Genomic DNA, 16,367 nt, shown 5'->3' with positions numbered 1-16,367 from the left:
AATGGTCCAGCAATACTTATCTTGCTCGTTTTAGAAGTGTAGTCATGTGTTTTATTGCGCCTGCGTAGTGGGCGGGTCGATCAAACGAGCACCCGCGTTGCCTACGTCAGGAGCCCAACGGTTCACTCTTCTAAGCTGAGCATGCGGCTTGGGTCGTAGGCCAAAGGAGCTTCCCACCCGAGCATTGCTGCGATGTCATAGATCGCCAAGGTGGGCAGGTCGAGCTTTGCGCGCCTCCCGGAAGCATCGAGATGCCAAGTGTGCTTGTACGGGGTGGACCAGATCACGAAGTCGGCCTTCGACGCGGCGATGATGCGCGTGAAGTAGGTATCAAGGAACCACAAATGTGGTTGACCGGCGGCTATTTCGCCTTTCGCAAGCGGGCTCGCCGCGTGCTCTGCCTGTACGAATGCGGACGACTCGTCGTGGATGATCATCGCCAAACCGTATCCAGGATGACTCTCTCTGTAGGCTGTGACCTTTTTGGTGTGACCTTCCACGATTCGCGCAAACGCTTTGCGGTGCGCATCGAAGCTGTGGTCCTGCGCGCTCGGTAGACCGGTGTCCGCGATCACCGTCATCTTCACACTGGAGTCAAGCGTCGGGAACGCCGCGCGGACCTCGTGCTCCGCCTCCCTCTCTCGTGCAAGAGTGGGATTGGTGATCTTGCCGACCTGTGGGTGATCGTCGACTCGCATCACCTCGATCGCAAGCTCGTGCGTTTCCGAGTAGAAGTCTGGACGGTCGCTCGCACTCCAAGAGTCAGAGTCGCGGATAGCGGCAAGAAGTACGATGGTCTCATTTGTTGCAGTGGGAAGGAAGCAAACTTCAGAGTTGCTCACCAGCGAGGCTCTTTCTAAAAACGCACGCTCGTCGTCTCTGGTTCCCACATTGCCCTCCGGCGTCGGTGATGTCCTGCTGATGCCAAGGATAGATGTCAGACCCGAGGTGATCGACAATCTGCTTCTGCACCGTCACATCGAGCGCGCTCGTCGGCTCGTCGGCAATGATCAGGCTCGGCTGTGCGGCCAGCACGCGGGCGATCAGTGCACGCATGCTTCATGCCGTCCGAGAACTGATGCGGATCTTCGCCGTCGAGCTTTATCCGCCCGCCCGCCGGTTGGCTCGGCGTTCGGCGCGAGAAGATTCATGATCGTCTGCGCGATTGTGTTCTTGCCCGAGCCGGACTCGCCCACGATCGCAACGACCTCGCCGCGCTTCACCCTCAGGCTCAAGCCGGCACCGCTCTCAGCCGACGTCCCCGAACTCCACCGCACCACCGACAACGGTCGCCGTGACCTCCTGCTCCGCGATCCGCTCCGCCGGAATCGAGTACAGGTCATCGCTCAGCGCGATGAAATCCGCGAGCATCCCTACTTTCAAAGTCCCCTTCGAGAGTTCCTGACCGACCGCATACGCCGAGCCGTACGTGTATGCGCGCACGGCCTCGTCGATCGAGATCCGCTCGCGCTCGCCGAGTACCGCACCAGAACCAGTCCGCCGCAGCACCATGTCGCGCAGTGAGACGAGCGGGTTCGCATCCGAGATGGGGGAGTCGGTCGAGCCGTTGAGAACGATCCCGGCATCCGCCAGCGACTTCACCCGGTAGATGTCGTCGCGACGGTCCTCCGCCACGGCGGCGGCCATGCCGTCGCCGAAGTCCGAGAGGAACACGCCCTGCGGCACAGGAATCACCCCGAGACGCGCAGCGCGCGCGATATCCAAGTCGCTGGCCAGCGCGAAGTGCTCGATGCGGTGACGGACGTCGGGCCTGGGCGCGATGCGCTGCGCCTCCTCGACAGCATCCAGCACATGGGTGATCGCCCGGTCGCCGATCGCGTGCGTCGCTACCGTCCAGCCGACGCGATGCGCGCCGACGATGTAATCACGAAGTTGGGAAGGCTCGTGCAGCAGCACACCGAAGTTGTCGGCCTCGCCGTGGAAGCACGCGTGCATGGCGGCCGACCGCCCGATGAACGAACCGTCGGCCACGATCTTCACCGGGCCGACGCGCAGCATGTCGTCGCCGAGCCCGGTGCGGATGCCGAGGTCCAGCCCCAACACATCCTTATCGGGCAGATCCTCGAACGGATGCAAGACGGTGATGTACGGCATCAGGGTCGTTCGCACCCGCAGCATCCGCTGCTCGACCGCCGTCTGATACGCGTGGTAGTCGAGCGGGCTGTTGCCGACCACCCGGATCTCGCCGACCCCGGGCTCAGTGACCGACGTGAGCCCGTAGCTGAGCGCCTGATCGCTCGCCAGCTGCAGATTCCGCTGCACCTCGTCCAGCTCGACGGGCCGCACCAGCGCATTGATCGGGCCCATCGCCGACTCCTGGAGCAGACCCCGCGGCCGTCCGTCGGCATCGCGCGGGATGCTGCCACCGGCGATGTCCGGATACCCCTCCCTGCGCGGGTAACCGGCGAGCTCGAACGCACGCGTGTTGGCCACGAGCATGTGCCCGGAGACGTGCTCCAGAAGGACCGGCCGCCCACCCGCAGCCCGATCCAGCGCCTCGGCGGTCGGATGATCCTCGAGGAAGTTCTGGTCGTATCCGGCCCCTCGTACCCACGCATCCGGTGCGAGACCGTCCGCATGCTCGCGGACCGCGTCGTACAGCTCAGCCAGCGAGTTCACCGCTCCAGGGCGCAGGTTCAGTGAGGCGAGCCGGAAGCCCGTCAGCGAGAGGTGGTGATGCGCGTCGTGGAAGCCGGGGAGCACAGGCTGTCCGCCGAGGTCGACGATGCGGTCGGCATCGAGGCCGTGCAGGTCGTCATCGAAGCCGACGATGCGGCCGCCCAGCGTGCCGATGCTGTGTGCGAACGGCCGCTCGGGGTCGAGCGTGCGGATGCGGGCGTTGGTGAAGATCGCGTCGATGTGCATGTCAGGCTGCGGCCTCGCGCTCCACCTGGCGCACGATCTGACGCTGCAGACCCCACACCCCGGCGATGGTGACGAGGATCATCACGGCGTAGAACACCGCGACCGCCCAGACGCTGCCGCCGCTGGAGTTCAGGATCCACTGCGCGACCAGCGGCGTCGAACCGCCGAACACCGTGGCGCACAGCTGGTAGGCGAGCGAGACGCCCGAGTATCGGATGCGCGCGGGGAAGGCCGAGGCGAGGAAGGTCGCCAGCAGCGCGTAATAGGCCGTGCTGCCGAGGATCGTGGCGTACAGCGTGACGGTGATCCAAAGCGGAGACGCCGCCTGGATGGCCAGGAAGTAGGGGACGGTCAACAGCACACTGAACACGAGCCCGGTGAGCATGACCCTGGCGATGCCGAAGCGTTCGGCGATCTTCGCGGCGATCGGCTGCCAGATGAACTGCAGCACGGCCATGCCCAGCAGGATGTTGAGCATCAGCTGACGGTCAAGGCCCAGCGACCCGGTCGTCCAGGACAGCAGGAACGTGTTCGAGAAGTAGGCGTTCGAGATGCCCATGACGGATGCCAGGACGCCGTGCCCGATGAAGATCGGGGCCGTGCGGAGGGCGACGAGCACCGGCGCGCTCACGACCTCCTGCTTCTGCTTCGCCGCGACGAAGTCGGGCGACTCCTCGACCTTCAGACGGATGACGAGACCGACGACGACGAGGATCGCGGAGAGCAGGAACGGGATGCGCCAGCCCCACGAGATGAACTGCTCGTCGGGCAGCAGTCCTACGAGGAGGAACATCAGGGTGGCAAGGATGGATCCCGCGGGCGACCCCTGCTGCACCCACGCGCCAGCGAGGCCCTTCTTCTCCGGCCGGGCGTTCTCGGTGGACAGGAGCACGGCCCCTCCCCACTCGCCGCCGACGGCGAAGCCCTGCAGGCCGCGGAGCACGACGAGCAGGATCGGCGCCAGCATCCCGATCTGCGCGAACGTCGGCAGCAGGCCGATCAGGGTCGTCGCCACGCCCATCATCACGAGGGTGATGACGAGCACGTTCTTGCGCCCGAGCTTGTCGCCGAAGTGTCCGAAGACGAGTCCTCCGACGGGACGCATGAGAAAGCCGACCCAGAAGGTCGCGAAAGATGCCAGCAGCGCCGCGCCGGGGGCGACATCCGGGTAGAAGACGCGTCCGAACACGAGCGCGGCAGCGGTGCCGAAGATGTAGAAGTCGTACCACTCAATCGCGGTGCCGACGAAGGCGCCCACCATCGATCGTCGCTGGCGGGAAGGGGAGATCTCAGTATGCGAAGCGGCCATGATCGGCCCTCTCTATCGGGGAAGAGCTTTCGGGGATCGGGTTCAGGCCATCTTGACGGCACGCATCCATGCTCGTCCAATGAGAAAAGCGGGTGTCGCTATACGCTTTGTGCATGTACGGGGAACGAGAACTGGAAGCATTCGTCGCGGTCATCGACAGCGGTTCGGTGAGCCTGGCGGCTGAACGACTCATCCGCACGCAGCCGACGGTGTCGCGGCAAATCTCCTCCCTGGAGCGGCAGGTGGGCGCCGCGCTGTTCCGGCGGATGCCGAACGGGATGGTGACGACGTACGCCGGTGAGCGGCTCGAGCCGATGGCCCGCGACCTCGTCCGCCGTGGTCGTCGCGCGCGAGGCGTGATGGACGGCATCGTGCAGGAGCAGCGGTCGTTCGTCGCCTCGGCACCCGAGATGACCAGTGTGCTCGTCCTTGCGCCGTTCATCGCTCAGGGTGGTCCGATCTCCGACGTGATGATCGCCACGCCTGCCGAGACGTACGACCGGCTGCGAACCGGCGCCGACCTCGCGGTGACGACCAGCCCGCCGGCCTCGAGGCTGCGCGGCACTCGGGTGTTGACGCTTCCGCTGCTCTGCCAGTTGCCGGCCTCCCATCCGCTCGCCGAGGGAGAGCATGTCGAGTTGAGTGACCTGCTCGCGGGCCCCTTCCTCACCTCGGGTCGCGGGTCAGCGGCGTGGGCGCAGATCCAGCAGGTCGCCGAAGGCGAGGGCTGGTCGCTGGAGATGGTGAGCCTTGGAGCGGACGCGCCGATCATCCAAGCACGATCTGCTGCGGGGCACGGGCCGTGCGTCGTCGTCGAGCCGCCTCGGTTCGGGCTGGTGAGCCGGCCCTTGATGCACCGAGGAACGGCCATGAACGCCGCGCTCTATGCAGGGTGGGAGCGCACGCACTACGCGGGCGATGACATCCGGCGCGTGGTGAAACAACTCAGCGATTTCGTCACGACGCATGTCCCCGATCTGTATCCGGAAGGGACGTACACCGCGGCGGAGACGGCGGCGATCAGCCGGCACCATTGAGGTCGGGTCGGCCATCCGCCTCGGTCAAACCCTGGCGCATCGCCTCCCGGTCCGCGGCATCCCACGGGCCCGACACGGCAAGCGGAATCTCGGTCATGAACCGTCGTTGGCTCTCGGGGATCCGCTCGGCGACCAGCTCGGGACGCGCGGCAGCCGTCGCATATAGATCCGGTCCGTCGGCGTAGAACAGGTCGCAGACCACGAGACGGCCGTCGGATCCCCACATCACGTTTGACGGGTTCTGGTCCAACGGGCCGCACCACGGCAGCTCCTGCAGCGCTCGCTCGTGGATGCGTCGGATGATGTCGACCAGCCCGGCAACGGAATCGTCGCGGCTCTCGATGGCCTGGTGGAACTCGACGGCGTCCTGCTCGTCCACGGCGTCGAGCCACTCCATCACCTGCAGATCGCCTCCGCCGACGAGGCGTCGATGAGCGAAAAGCTGCGGCACCTGGCGCGTGTGCGCAGCCTCGCGATAGAGCTGCGCGGTGTACGGGCCGGTCGGGTCGAAGGGGCTGATCCGCACGGCCATCGTTCCGTCGGGAGAGCGCAGCGCGATCGCCCAGTCGCCGGCTCCGCTCGGCGTCCAGCCCGCCTCGGTGAACACGCGCTCGGCATCACGATGCGTGGCATCCGACGGAAGCATGTCGAGGATGTCGCTCATGCCTTCAGTCTGCAACATCCGATCGATCCGGTGACGCGGCAGTCGACACCGACGCCATGCGTGAAGGCCTCTCGAGGCGGACGCTTCGACAGGCTCAGCGACCAGTTGGGAACGATCTCGCCAGACATCGAGAAATGCGATCTGCTAAGCATATAAGCGACAGATACATCAGTTCGCCCAGCAAAATGGATAGCAGATTGGTCAGGATGCTCCCGGATTTGGCGCGACACGCCGTGCGGGCGGATACTCGTGGCATCTGAGCCGTTCAATCCCGGCCCCGAACCACCATGACATCACCCGTCACCCTCGCGCCCGAAACGACCATCGCCATCATCGGCGCCGGCCGCCTCGGCGGCGTGCTCGCGACAGCGCTCCGCGCGTCAGGCCTCACCGTGTACGGACCCCTCCGCCGCGGCGACGCCATCCCCGCAGTAGACGTCGCCCTGCTCTGTGTCCCCGACTCCGCGATCCCCGAAGCAGCCGCCTCCGCCCGACGCACAGCGACCCGAATCGGCCACGCCTCCGGCGCCACCCCGCTGGACGACGTCGACTTCAGCATCCATCCGCTCCAGACGTTCACCGGCACCGAATCGCCCGACATCTTCCACGGCATCGGCGCCGCCATCGCCGGCCGCACTCCAGCAGACAAGAACCTCGCAGAAAGGCTCGCCCACACACTCGGCGCCCTTCCGTTCGAGCTCGACGACGCCCACCGCGCGGGCTACCACGCCGCCGCATCCTTCGCCTCGAACTTCGTCCTCACTGTGCTCGACGCCGCGGAGCAGCTCGCCGCATCCGCCGGCATCCGCGGCGGCGAGGCACGCGACCTGCTCGCCCCGCTCCTCAGCCGCACCGTCGACAACTGGCAGAGCAGAGGCGCGACAGCATCCCTCACCGGCCCGATCGCCCGCGGCGACGAGGTCACGATTGCTCGTCAGCGCGCGGCCGTCGATGAAGCCGACCCCGCACTGACGAGCCTCTTCGACGAACTCGCCACCGCTACCCGCGCCATCGCCTGCCAGAAGGCAGCGGCATGAGAATCCTCCGCACGATCGCCGAAGTGCGCGCCGTCGTCGAGAACACCAGGCACGCGGGCCACAGAGTCGGGCTCGTCCCCACCATGGGCGCCTTCCACGACGGCCACGTCTCACTGATGCGCGAGGCACGGAAGAACAACGACCTCGTCGTCGTCTCGCTCTTCGTCAACCCGACCCAGTTCGGTGCGAACGAAGACCTCAGCAGCTATCCCCGCGACGAGCACGCAGACGCCGCGCGCGCAGAGCAGGAGGGGGTCGACATCCTCTTCGCCCCCGACGCGGCGGAGATCTATCCCGACGGCTTCGCCACCAGCATCCACGTCTCGGGCGTCACCGAGATGCTCGACGGCGCGAGCCGTGGACCGCACCACTTCGACGGCGTCGCGACCGTCGTCACCAAGCTGTTCGGCATCGTCCGCCCCGACGTCGCCTACTTCGGACAGAAGGATGCGCAGCAGATCGCCGTCATCCGCCGCCTCGTGCGCGACCTCGACCTCGACGTGCGCATCGAGGCGAGCCCGATCGTGCGCGAAGCAGACGGGCTCGCCATGAGCTCGCGCAATGTCTACCTCGACCCCGCCGCCCGCGCGCAGGCGACCGTCCTTAACCGTGCGCTCGATGCGGCAGCGGCACTGCATGAATCGGGCGAGCGTGACGGCGACAGCATCCTCAAGGCAGCCGGTCGCGTGCTCGCGGACGAAGGCATCACACCCGAATACCTCGAGCTCCGCGACGCTCTCACGTTGCAGACCGTGACCCGTGTAGAAGACGACGCCCTCCTCGCCGTCGCCGCCCGAGTGGGCGCTGCCCGACTGATCGACAACCACATCCTGAAACGGAGCGCCTGATGCGCCGCACCATGCTGAAGTCGAAGATCCACCGCGCCACCATCACCGGCAGCGACCTCAACTACGTCGGCTCGATCACGATCGACCCCGACCTTCTCGAGGCCGCAGACATCCTCGCCCACGAGCAGGTGCACGTGGTCGACGTGAACAACGGTGCACGCTTCGAGACCTACACGATCGCCGGAGAGCGCGGATCCGGCGTCATCCAGGTCAACGGCGCCGCTGCCCGCCTCGTGCACTCCGGCGACACGATCATCGTCATCTCCTACGCCGACTACTCGCGCGAAGACCTCGAGACCTACGAACCCGTCGTCGTGCACGTCGATCGTGCGAACGCGATCATCCAGGTCGACGACGTCGTGGACCGGCTGCTGACCGGAGTCGACGCGTGAGCGTGCACGCGACGGCGCGCACGCGGGTCACCCTGGCTGATTTGGTTGGCAAGAAGGACGCCGGTGAGCCGATCGTCATGGTCACCGCCTACGACCACCCCGGCGCGCAGATCGTCGAGGCGGCCGGCGTCGACGTCGTGCTCGTCGGCGACTCGGGCGCGATGACGGTGCTCGGCTACGACAGCACCGTGCCGGTCACGGTCGACGAGATGCTCATGCTCACTCGCGCGGTACGGCGGGGTCTGACGATTCCGCTGCTCGTCGGCGATCTGCCGTTCGGATCGTACGAGGCATCCGATTCACTCGCGATCGCCACGGCCCAGCGCTTCATCAAGGAGGCCGGCTGCGACCTCGTGAAGATCGAGCGCGGCGGCACGTCGGTCGACCGTGCGCGTGCTCTCGTCGCGGCGGGCATCCCGGTCGTCGGTCACGTCGGCCTTACCCCGCAGACCGCCACCGCCCTCGGAGGCTACCGTGCGCAGGGTCGCACCGCCGACGCCGCGCGTGCGGTGATCGACGACGCGCTGGCCCTGCAAGATGCCGGATGCTCGCTGCTCGTCGTCGAAGCCGTGCCGTCGGAGGTGACGCAGGCGCTGATGCCGCTGCTCGACATCCCCGTGATCGGGATCGGCGCGGGGGCGGATGCAGACGGCCAGGTGCTCGTCTTCCACGACCTGCTCGGCCTGTACGACGGGGGAGCGGCGAAGTTCGTCAAGCGCTACGCGGAGCTGCGGGCGGATGCTGTCGCCGGGGTCGCGGCGTACGCAGAAGAAGTGCGTTCGGGTGCGTACCCGGCGGCGGAGCACGGGTACTCGATGCCGGCGGATGAGGCGGCGGAGCTGCGGGAGATGCTCGCCGGGCGGTGATGTGACGACGCTGTCTCACCGAAAGCATCCGGCCATGGCATCATCCCCTCCTCACACGCGCTCGCGCCACCCGATCCCGCGTCCGGCGATCCGCCTCTCGGCTTCCTCGGCCGCGACCGCCTCCCCGACGTCATCCCCCCGCTGCAGCGATACTGCCGAGTGCACGATCGTCTCCGCGTACACGTGGACGAGGTTGTACCCCTGTGCAGCATCCTGACCACGAGTCGCCCCTGGCGGCTGCGTCAGATCCTGGCCGTACGCACTCGACGACGCGGCCGTGACCGGCACCCCGGCGAAAATCCCGAAGGAAGGGTGGTGCACGTGGCCAGACAGGATCCCCCGCACATCCGACCCGCGCAACACCGCAGCAAGCGAAGACTGACCGCGCAGCTCCACCATCACCGCCGTATCGAGCACTGCCGGCAGCGGTGGATGGTGGATGAGGAGCAGTGTTCCTGCCGGTGCAGGGGTCGACAGCTCCGCCGCCAGCCACTCAAGCTGAGCTTCATCCAGCGACCCCCAGTGCGCACCCGGCACGGTGGAATCCAGCACGATCACGCGCAGTTCGCCGAACCAGCGCACCTCGGTGATCGGCTCCTCGCCGACAAGACCGCCGGTACCGGAAACCGCAGGTCCGTCGGCTACCCCGGCCACGCCGGCGCCCGCCAGCAACTCGGTTCGCATCGCCGCGCGGTCGTCGTGGTTCCCGGCCGCCCACACGACTTCGCACTCCAAGGCCGCCGCGGCATCCTCTACGAGGGGACGAAGCCGTTGGTAGGCCGACGCGTCACCGCGGTCGGCCAGATCGCCGGTCATGAGCAGCGCATCGGGCCGCAACCCCGAAGCCACCAGCCTCGACAGCATCAGCTCCAGGTTGGTGTCGGCATCCGTTCCGCTACCGTACAGCGGCGAGCGTTCGCCGGGTAGATGCGTATCCGAGATGTGCACGAAGGTGTGCGACGGACGGGGGTGTTCGGTGAGGATCATGTCACTTCCTGGTCAGCGAACGGTCAAACGAAATCGGTCAGACGGGAGCAGCCGTGGCGCCGGCGACGAGCGAACCCGCGAAGGCCCGCCGAACAATGGCATCAGGATCTGCGGAACTCAGCAGCTCCTGCATCGTCTGCACAGCGGCCGCGGCGACGTCTTCCACTGGGATCCGGAGGGTCGTCAGACCCAACAGATCCGCACCGGGCAGAACCCCGTCGCACCCGGTGACACTCACGTCACCGGGCACGTCGAGCCCTCCGGTCCGCGCAGCCCGCATCACTGCGAGCTGGCGATAGTCCGATGCGCACATGACCGCGGTGTTTCCCAACTCCACGGCCTGCATTGCATCGGACACACCTTCATCCGGCCGAGCGCCGGTCGAGATCATCGTCACCGACGCGCCCGCGGCGATCAGCGTCTCGCGCATCGCTTGCCCGCGCAGATGCTCGGGGTACGACGCCTCCGGGCCGCCCGCGAGCACGGTCACCCGGCGATGCCCGAGCGACAGCACATGATCCGCCAGCATCCGTCCGTGCGCTGGATCGTCGTAGTGCGCGCTGTGGATCCGGCCTGCCGGCTCCACACGACCCGCACGGACGATCGGCACCTGGTCGGCGAACGGCTCCAGCTGCTCGGCGGTGATGCCACCTGTCGCGACGATCAGCCCTGCCACCCGCATACCGAGCAGCCGATGAAGCGCGTTCACCTGCTCCGCGCCCGCAGGGTCGGCGCCGATCGTCACCGTCACCAGGTCCAGACCGCGGCGATGCGCTTCGTCCTGCAGGCACGAGAAGAGCAGACCGTAGGCCGGGTTGCTCGCGTCGCGCAGCATCAGGCCGACGGTGCCAGTGCGCCCGGCGGCGAGCTCGGCAGCCATCGTGTTCCGCACGTATCCGAGCCGCTCGGCCACTTCGAGAATCCGATCGCGCGTCTCAGGGGCGAACCGCCCCTCGCCCTTCAGCGCCCTCGTCGCGGTCGCCCGCGAAACTCCTGCCTCGGCTGCGACATCGCTGATCGTCACCCGCAAGGCGGGGGTGGTGGCATCCTGAGCGCTCATGCGGTGCGCGACTTCCGTCGCTTGCGCGGGGTCCCAGAGCGCGATCCACGTCCGTACACGAGATACATCGTCGCACCCATGATGATCATGAGCAGAACCGTGTAGACGAACGTGATCGGCATCGCGTCGAGATTGTTCTCGCCGCGCGTGCTCTCTTGAATCGCCACACCCAACGGCTGGAACAGCGGGTGGTAAAGGAAGATCGCTGCGTCGTAGTCGTCGAGCAGGCTGTTGAAGTTCAGCGCCGTGATCGCCGCCGCCGTCGGCAGCACGAGCGGGATGAGCACCCGGCGGAACGCCGTCAGCGACCCGGCGCCGAGGATGCGCGACGCATCCTCCAGCGAGTCGGGAACCGACGCGAACGCCGCCTTCAGCAGTCGCAGCGTGAACGGGATCTTCACGCAGATGTACGCGATCAGCAGCAGCACTGGCGTGCCGGTCAGCACGACGTTGCCCACGATGGCCAGCGGGGTGTCGAACGTCATCACCAGCGCGAGCGCGATGAGGACGATCGGCAGGATCCACGGGATGTGCAGCACATACTCGAGCGCGGTCGTGAAGACGTTTCGATACTTCTGCAGCACTCGCGCGACGAACAGCAGCCCGACGACCACGATGACCGATGCGAGCGCGCTGTAGACGACGCTGACGATGAACGGTCGGATCGCCTCCGCGCTGCTGAACACGGTGATGTAGTTGTCGAGCGTGAAACTGTCGAGCGTGATGGTGCCGGCGAGGATGCTCCGCGCATCCACGAACGAGAACACCGCGATCAGCACCACGGGAATCAGGTAGATGACCCACAGCAGGTAAGCGATGACGTGCACGACGACGTTCGCGAACGGATTGCGGATCGCCTGCTTCTGGATCGGCGTGGCCACCTTCGCCACCGAGAAGTAGACGCCCGATTTCTCTGCCCGGTTCATGATCGCGAGCAGGATGATGGTCGCCACGCCCAGCACGATCGCCAGCAGTGCGGCGATGTCACGCGTGATCGGACTCCGCGAGAGATCGATGATCAGCGGCGCGACGGTCTGGAAATCCGGACCGCCGAGCACGAGCGGTGCGGTCAGAGCGCCGAGGCCGATGAGGAACGTCAGCACGGTCACGGCGAACAGCATCGGCTTCATGACCGGCAGCACGATGCGGCGCAGGATCGTCCACGACGACGCACCCATGAGCTTCGCTGCCTCGATCGACGCGTAGTCGACCTTGCCGAGTGACGACGACAGGAACAGCATGTGGTTGGTCGTCGTGGCGAACGTCATCACGAAAGCTACGGCGAAGAAGCCCGAGAACCAGTCGCGGTTCATGTCAGGCCACGAGTTGACCAACATGTTCGTGATGAACCCGAACTTGCCGTAGATGAAGTTGTAGCCGGCGGCGAGCACGATGCCGCCGTAGATGAGCGTCGTCGCGTACCCGAGCCACAGCATCTTGGCGCCGCGGATCTTGAAGTACTGCGTCACCAGCACGATGAACACACCGACCACGTTGACGGTGATCGACAGCGTTATTGCAAGCAGGAAGCTGTTGCCGAGCGTTTTCAGCGCGCGCTCGCTGCCGAGCAGCTTCTCGACGGCGCGGATGCTGAACTGTCCATCCGGGAAGAACGTCGTCGCGAGCAGTGCGGCGTTCGGGAGCACGAGGAAAGCGGCCGCGAACCAGATGACGGCGATGCCGGTAACCCACGCCAGCGGCGAGCGGAGCATGACGCGGATGGTGCCGCGCGTGCGCTTCTTGCCGTTGCCGGATTCCGGAGCGGATGCCGTGCCGGTCAGAGCGCCGGCTTCGCCGGGGAGCCCTGCCGACGGCGGAGGAAGAGGTGCGGAGGCCGTCATGTCACGCCGCCGGGTACTGCAGGATCCAGCGCGGGTCGACGTCGACGCGCACGGCATCTCCGGTATCCCACTGGTGCGCGCTCGCACCGGCGGGAACGCTCACGCGGAGCGTCGAGTCTTCCGCGGCAATCGTGTAGACACTGTGGCTGCCGTGATAGGTGCGGTTGACGACGGAACCGTCGAGGGATGCTGGGGCAGAGGCCGCATCAGCGGGTGCCGCGAGATGCAGCTTCTCCGGCCGCACGTAGCTCTCGGCGGTGAAGTCCAGCGTGCCGCCGAGGCTGTTCAGCACGGCGGGACTGAGGCGGTTGTTCTCGCCGATGAAGCGGCAGACGAACGGGGTGGCGCTGCGGTCGTAGATCTCTTCAGGGGTTCCGACCTGCTGGAGGTGTCCGGCATCCAGAACCGCGATGCGATCGCTGAGCGTCAGCGCCTCTTCTTGGTCGTGGGTGACGTAGACCGTGGTCACGCCGACCTCGTGCTGCAGTTCCTTGAGTTGCTCGCGCAGCTGCACACGGAGCTTCGCGTCGAGATTCGACAGCGGCTCGTCGAGCAGCAGGATGCGGGGTGTGAGCACGAGTGCGCGGGCGATGGCGACGCGCTGCTGCTGTCCGCCCGAGAGCTCTGAGACGTTCTTGTCGAGTTGGGATGCGGCAAGTCCCGTGCGGTCGGCGATCTGGTCGACGCGCCTGTTCTGCTCGGCCTTCGAGACCGTCGCCGACCCCTTCTGCCCTCGCTTTTGTACCGTGAGCCCGAACGCGATGTTCTCGCGCACGTTCATGCTGGGAAAGAGCGCGTAGTTCTGGAACACCATGCCGACCTCGCGCTTCTCGCTCGGCACGCGCGTTACGTCGCGGCCGGCGATGAGGATGCGCCCGCCGGTCGGCTCGACGAAGCCGGCGAGGGCGCGCAGGGCTGTGGTCTTCCCGCATCCGGACGGACCCAGGAGGGTGAAGAACTCACCCTCCTGGATCTCCAGATCGAGGTGCGACACCGCGCGGTGCTCATCGAACGCGACGTCGACATCTTCGAATCGGATCATGGTGTTCTCGGGTGTCCTTCTTATCAGCCGATGTACTCGAGGGTGACCTTCTCGACCCACGGGCCGAGGTTCTCACTCACGAAGCCGAAGTCGATCTCCTGACGGGGGAGTTCTTCCAGCAGGGCGACGACGTCGGGGTTCGCCTGTGCGACGGCCTCTTCGTTCACGGGCATGGCGTTGAACTCGGCGGCGAACTCACCCTGCACTTCGGCGCTGCCGAACCAGTCGATGAACTCCTGTGCCTGCTCGTCACTGCCCGAGCCATTGATCTGCGCGATCTGCTCGGTCACGTACGGCACGCCGTACTCCGGGACGATCATGCCGGTCGTGGTGCCGTACTCCTCGTCGCGGGCTTCGATGCCGCTGGAGGGCAGTACGCCGTAGTCGATCTCGTCGCGCGTGATGCGGGCGTAGAGGTCGGTGCCTTCCACGGCCGGGGAGCCGTTGGCGTAGTAAGACTCCACCATCTCCCAGCCCTTGTCGCTGACGCCGAGATCGCCGTCCTCGTCGAGGTAGCGGGTCAGGATGCTGGCGAGCACGAGCTGCGGCGTGGCCTGGCCGAGGGCTGGGTTCACTTCGTAGCGGCCGGCGTAGTCCTCTTCGGTCCAGAGATCTTCTTCGTCCGTGGGTGCGTCGGTGATGCGGCTCTCGTCGTAGACCGTGACGATGGCCTGCTCGACGAGCGGCCAGTAGGCGCCGTCTGCGGGATCGCCGGCATCGGCGGGAACTTCGCCGCTCCAGCTGGGCTCGTAGGCGGTGATCGCCTCTTCGGCCTTGAGCTGCTCGAAGAACATGTTGTTGAGACCGAAGACGACGTCGCCGACGGGGTTGTTCTTCTCGGCGATGATGCGGTTGGTGAGGTCAGCGCCGCCGAGGCCGACGATCTCGATCTCGATGCCCGCTTCTGCCGCCTGCTCGGTGATCCACTCGCCGCGGCCGTCGCTGTTGGAGTTCGTGTAGACGATCAGTGTGCCGTCGGAGCCCTCTTCGCCGCCGTCAGCGCCGGTCGAGTCTTCGCCGCTTGCACAGCCGCTGAGCGCAACTGCCGCAATCGCCGTGATCCCGATCAGGGGCCAGCGCTTCTTTCGCATGTCGACCATGGTCGTCCTTTCTCGCCTTCGAGGCATATCGATCTGACACTACCCCTGGATTGTGCTTAATGTACAAAGAATTGACTGTTTCGTGACCGCGGTCGCGCGGCCGCACTCAATGTACGAGCGCACGATGAACCGGAAGCCACGCAGAAGTGAACGTTCGGGTGGTTCCAAGGCGCATCCTGCAGTCGATCCCGCGAGCCGCGGCTAAGAACGCCGGTCGTTGGCGCTTTTGCCCCTGGCCCGTGGCCCATGGCGGGCGCGCCCTGATCGCTAGGCTGTCCGCATGCTCACCCGTGCCGAGGCCGATGACCGACTCGCGCAGGATGCGCACCGACCACGGGTGATCCACACCGGACAGGCTCTGGTCGACTTGGTGATCGAAGTGGCAGACCTCCCCGCGCGCGGGCAGAACTTGATGGCCGACTCGGTCGCGGAGTATGCCGGCGGTTCCGTGACAGTGCTGCTCGCAGCGGCGCGGGTGGGCGCCCGGTGCCTGCATGCCGGAGCGATCGGGACGGGTCCGTACGGTGACCTGATCCGTGAAGCGCTGGATGCCGACGGCATCGCAGCATCCGCCCCTCCGGTGACCACGCAGGACACCGGCGTGTGCGTCGTGCTGATCGAACCCACTGCAGAGCGCACTTTCGTCACCACACTGGGCGCCGAGCGCGAGATCACAGTCGAATCGCTCGCGAGCTCCGACGTGCAATCAGGCGACCTCGTCTGCGTCACCGGATACTCGCTCGCCGTCGCGCAGACCCGCGATCCGATGCTGGCCTGGTTGGCGACTCTTCCCGAGGAAGCTGTCGTCGTCCTCGACCCCGGGGCCGCCTTCGCCGCGCTGCCTGCCGACGTGCGCGACACGATGCTCGCCCGCACAGACGTGTGGACCGGCAACGCAGAGGAGGCGACAGACCTATTAGCCGTGCGGTCTGATCGAGTCGAGGCATCGGTCGACGAGTCCGAACGCGAGATCGTGGGACACGCCCGTGCGCTGACACCCTTGATGCGCGCCGGGGCGGTCACGATCGTTCGCGACGGCGCCGAAGGGTGTGCGGTGCATGCGCACGGAGAAAGCACCTATGTCCCGGGCTTTCCGCAGACACCGGTCGACACCAACGGCGCGGGCGACACCCACACCGGCGCCCTGCTCGCAGGCATCGCCGGTGGGTCGACGTGGGTTGACGCGTGCCGCCGAGCCAACGCCGCGGCCGCGATCAAGGTCACGCGTCGTGGACCGACGACGGCTCCGACCGCGGACGAGGTCGAAGAGTTCCTGCGCGGGAGGTGAAACCTCCCGG

General features: G+C 66.5%; 17 protein-coding genes. 6 read left to right on the top strand and 11 right to left on the bottom strand.

Annotated elements, in window-relative coordinates:
- Nucleotides 1–122: 122 nt before the first annotated feature.
- The 5 genes from ACP7AR_RS12315 to ACP7AR_RS12295 are packed head-to-tail and all read right to left on the bottom strand — an operon-like array spanning nt 123 to nt 4,195.
- Nucleotides 123–842 (bottom strand): hypothetical protein, encoded by a 720-nt coding sequence (locus tag ACP7AR_RS12315; protein ID WP_426186077.1) that lies wholly within the window; start codon nt 840–842, stop codon nt 123–125.
- Complete coding sequence (locus ACP7AR_RS12310) at nt 829–1,056, bottom strand: hypothetical protein (RefSeq protein WP_426186075.1); 228 nt, start codon at nt 1,054–1,056, stop codon at nt 829–831. The genes ACP7AR_RS12315 and ACP7AR_RS12310 overlap by 14 nt, the downstream gene beginning before the upstream one ends.
- Nucleotides 1,044–1,343, bottom strand: a complete 300-nt coding sequence (locus ACP7AR_RS12305; RefSeq protein WP_426186073.1) for an ATP-binding cassette domain-containing protein — start codon at nt 1,341–1,343, stop codon at nt 1,044–1,046. The genes ACP7AR_RS12310 and ACP7AR_RS12305 overlap by 13 nt, the downstream gene beginning before the upstream one ends.
- Nucleotides 1,249–2,886, bottom strand: a complete 1,638-nt coding sequence (locus ACP7AR_RS12300) for an amidohydrolase (RefSeq protein WP_426186071.1) — start codon at nt 2,884–2,886, stop codon at nt 1,249–1,251. Before ACP7AR_RS12300 ends, ACP7AR_RS12305 begins: the two co-directional genes overlap by 95 nt.
- A gap of 1 nt (nt 2,887) precedes the next feature.
- Complete coding sequence (locus ACP7AR_RS12295) at nt 2,888–4,195, bottom strand: MFS transporter (protein WP_426186069.1); 1,308 nt, start codon at nt 4,193–4,195, stop codon at nt 2,888–2,890.
- Nucleotides 4,196–4,308: 113 nt separating this feature from the next.
- Here ACP7AR_RS12295 and ACP7AR_RS12290 point away from each other — a divergent pair, with 113 nt between their 5' ends.
- Entirely contained in the window at nt 4,309–5,232 is a 924-nt protein-coding gene (locus ACP7AR_RS12290; protein WP_426186067.1) for a LysR family transcriptional regulator, read from the top strand.
- On the opposite strand, the gene ACP7AR_RS12285 is transcribed toward ACP7AR_RS12290, so the two are convergent.
- Complete coding sequence (locus ACP7AR_RS12285) at nt 5,216–5,896, bottom strand: hypothetical protein (RefSeq protein WP_426186065.1); 681 nt, start codon at nt 5,894–5,896, stop codon at nt 5,216–5,218. The genes ACP7AR_RS12290 and ACP7AR_RS12285 overlap by 17 nt on opposite strands.
- Before the next feature lie 287 nt (nt 5,897–6,183).
- Here ACP7AR_RS12285 and ACP7AR_RS12280 point away from each other — a divergent pair, with 287 nt between their 5' ends.
- Genes ACP7AR_RS12280 through panB form a run of 4 tightly spaced genes read left to right on the top strand, consistent with a single transcriptional unit; the run spans nt 6,184 to nt 9,039 of the window.
- On the top strand, nt 6,184–6,933 hold the full coding sequence (locus ACP7AR_RS12280; RefSeq protein ID WP_426186063.1) for a DUF2520 domain-containing protein: 750 nt from the start codon (nt 6,184–6,186) through the stop codon (nt 6,931–6,933).
- Nucleotides 6,930–7,781: a pantoate--beta-alanine ligase gene (panC, locus tag ACP7AR_RS12275; protein WP_426186061.1), complete on the top strand. Its 852-nt coding sequence runs from the start codon at nt 6,930–6,932 to the stop codon at nt 7,779–7,781. The genes ACP7AR_RS12280 and panC overlap by 4 nt, the downstream gene beginning before the upstream one ends.
- Nucleotides 7,781–8,173: an aspartate 1-decarboxylase gene (panD, locus tag ACP7AR_RS12270; protein ID WP_426186059.1), complete on the top strand. Its 393-nt coding sequence runs from the start codon at nt 7,781–7,783 to the stop codon at nt 8,171–8,173. Before panC ends, panD begins: the two co-directional genes overlap by 1 nt.
- A complete protein-coding gene (gene panB, locus ACP7AR_RS12265) occupies nt 8,170–9,039 on the top strand; it encodes a 3-methyl-2-oxobutanoate hydroxymethyltransferase (protein ID WP_426186057.1) in 870 nt (289 codons plus the stop codon). The genes panD and panB overlap by 4 nt, the downstream gene beginning before the upstream one ends.
- A 51-nt stretch (nt 9,040–9,090) precedes the next feature.
- On the opposite strand, the gene ACP7AR_RS12260 is transcribed toward panB, so the two are convergent.
- Genes ACP7AR_RS12260 through ACP7AR_RS12240 form a run of 5 tightly spaced genes read right to left on the bottom strand, consistent with a single transcriptional unit; the run spans nt 9,091 to nt 15,069 of the window.
- Entirely contained in the window at nt 9,091–10,026 is a 936-nt protein-coding gene (locus ACP7AR_RS12260) for a metallophosphoesterase (RefSeq protein WP_426186055.1), read from the bottom strand.
- A 37-nt stretch (nt 10,027–10,063) separates the two neighbouring features.
- Nucleotides 10,064–11,086, bottom strand: a complete 1,023-nt coding sequence (locus ACP7AR_RS12255; RefSeq protein ID WP_426186053.1) for a LacI family DNA-binding transcriptional regulator — start codon at nt 11,084–11,086, stop codon at nt 10,064–10,066.
- Nucleotides 11,083–12,927: an ABC transporter permease gene (locus ACP7AR_RS12250; protein ID WP_426186051.1), complete on the bottom strand. Its 1,845-nt coding sequence runs from the start codon at nt 12,925–12,927 to the stop codon at nt 11,083–11,085. Before ACP7AR_RS12250 ends, ACP7AR_RS12255 begins: the two co-directional genes overlap by 4 nt.
- A 1-nt stretch (nt 12,928) precedes the next feature.
- The gene (locus tag ACP7AR_RS12245) at nt 12,929–13,969 is read right to left on the bottom strand and encodes an ABC transporter ATP-binding protein (RefSeq protein WP_426186049.1); all 1,041 of its coding nucleotides are present in this window, start codon (nt 13,967–13,969) and stop codon (nt 12,929–12,931) included.
- A gap of 23 nt (nt 13,970–13,992) precedes the next feature.
- Complete coding sequence (locus ACP7AR_RS12240; protein WP_426186047.1) at nt 13,993–15,069, bottom strand: extracellular solute-binding protein; 1,077 nt, start codon at nt 15,067–15,069, stop codon at nt 13,993–13,995.
- 280 nt (nt 15,070–15,349) lie between these two features.
- Between ACP7AR_RS12240 and ACP7AR_RS12235 the strand changes: the two genes are divergently transcribed.
- A complete protein-coding gene (locus tag ACP7AR_RS12235; protein WP_426186045.1) occupies nt 15,350–16,357 on the top strand; it encodes a PfkB family carbohydrate kinase in 1,008 nt (335 codons plus the stop codon).
- The last annotated feature ends 10 nt before the right edge of the window (nt 16,358–16,367 follow it).

This window comes from Microbacterium sp. TWP3-1-2b2, from assembly GCF_049896145.1.
GTDB lineage: Bacteria > Actinomycetota > Actinomycetes > Actinomycetales > Microbacteriaceae > Microbacterium.
The sequence above is the reverse complement of the archived record's forward strand: the minus strand, read 5'-3'. Positions and strand labels throughout refer to the sequence as shown.